General features: G+C 74.2%; 1 protein-coding gene. It reads right to left on the bottom strand.

The window, feature by feature from the left end:
- The coding region (locus tag O3Q52_RS53545; RefSeq protein WP_269655607.1) for an NAD(P)-binding domain-containing protein at positions 1 to 832 on the bottom strand (832 nt) is incomplete at its 3' end.
- Between the last annotated feature and the right edge of the window lie 144 nt (positions 833 to 976).

The following is a 976-nucleotide window of genomic DNA, read 5'->3' as shown; positions in this document are numbered from 1 at the left end:
CGACGCCCGGTTCGACCCGGTCCCGGACCCACCAGGCGCCCGCGGGGCCCAGTGCCGTGGCGGCGACCCGGGTGCGGGTGGACTCGGGGAGGGCGCGGAAGGCGTCGGGGCGTTCGGCGTAGAACCAGTTGCGCCAGCCGCAGCCAAGGCCGCTGTGCGGGGCGCGGGCCGACTGCCACCAGGGGCGGTCCCAGGGTGGGGGCACGTCGTTCCACCGGAGTCCGCCGGCGCGGGCGATCACCCGGACGCGGGTGCCCTGTTCGGCGAGCAGGGCCGCCGTCTCCAGGGCCGCCTGGCCGCCGCCGATGACGGTCACGTCCTTACCGCGGAAGCGGTCGAGATCGCCGTGGTCGCTGCTGTGCGAGACGTGCTCGGGGCCCAACTCTCCGAAAACCGCGGGTACTTCGGTGAAGGGCAGGACGCCGACCGCCAGGACGACCGTTCGCGCGCGGAAGGTTCTGCCGTCCTCGACGACCGCCTCGAAGCCGCCCAGGCAGGGGTGGACGCCGGTCACCATGCGCTCGTCGACCTCGGGGACCCCGTGCCGCGCGAACCACAGTCCGTACGAGGCGAACATCTCGACCGGGACGGGCTCTCCGTGCCGGGCCCGTACCCCCTGTTCCGCGCAGTAGGTGTCCAGGCGCAGACGGCCCTCGGGGTCCGAGAGGTTGGACGCCCACGGCTCCGACTTGAGGAACATGCCGCGGGGCATGTGGTCGCGCCAGGACGCCATCGGCCGGCCGAACACGCGCAGGCTCAGCCCGGCCGCCGCGGCGTGGGAGGCGATGGACAGACCGTAGGGACCGGCCCCTACCACCAGCAGGTCGTACATCAGCAGCTGCTCGCTTTCTCGTCGTCGGACAGGGGGTTGGCGTCATGGCGGGCCGTCTGCCGGACGACCCGGGTGGCGGCGGCCGGTGCGGTGGTCGCCCGGCGGGCGCGGTGCAGCCTGCCGATCGGCTCCGGTGCCGAGACG

It is taken from the genome of Streptomyces sp. ActVer (genome assembly GCF_027270795.1).
Classification (GTDB): Bacteria; Actinomycetota; Actinomycetes; order Streptomycetales; family Streptomycetaceae; genus Streptomyces; species Streptomyces umbrinus_A.
The sequence above is the reverse complement of the archived record's forward strand: the minus strand, read 5'-3'. Positions and strand labels throughout refer to the sequence as shown.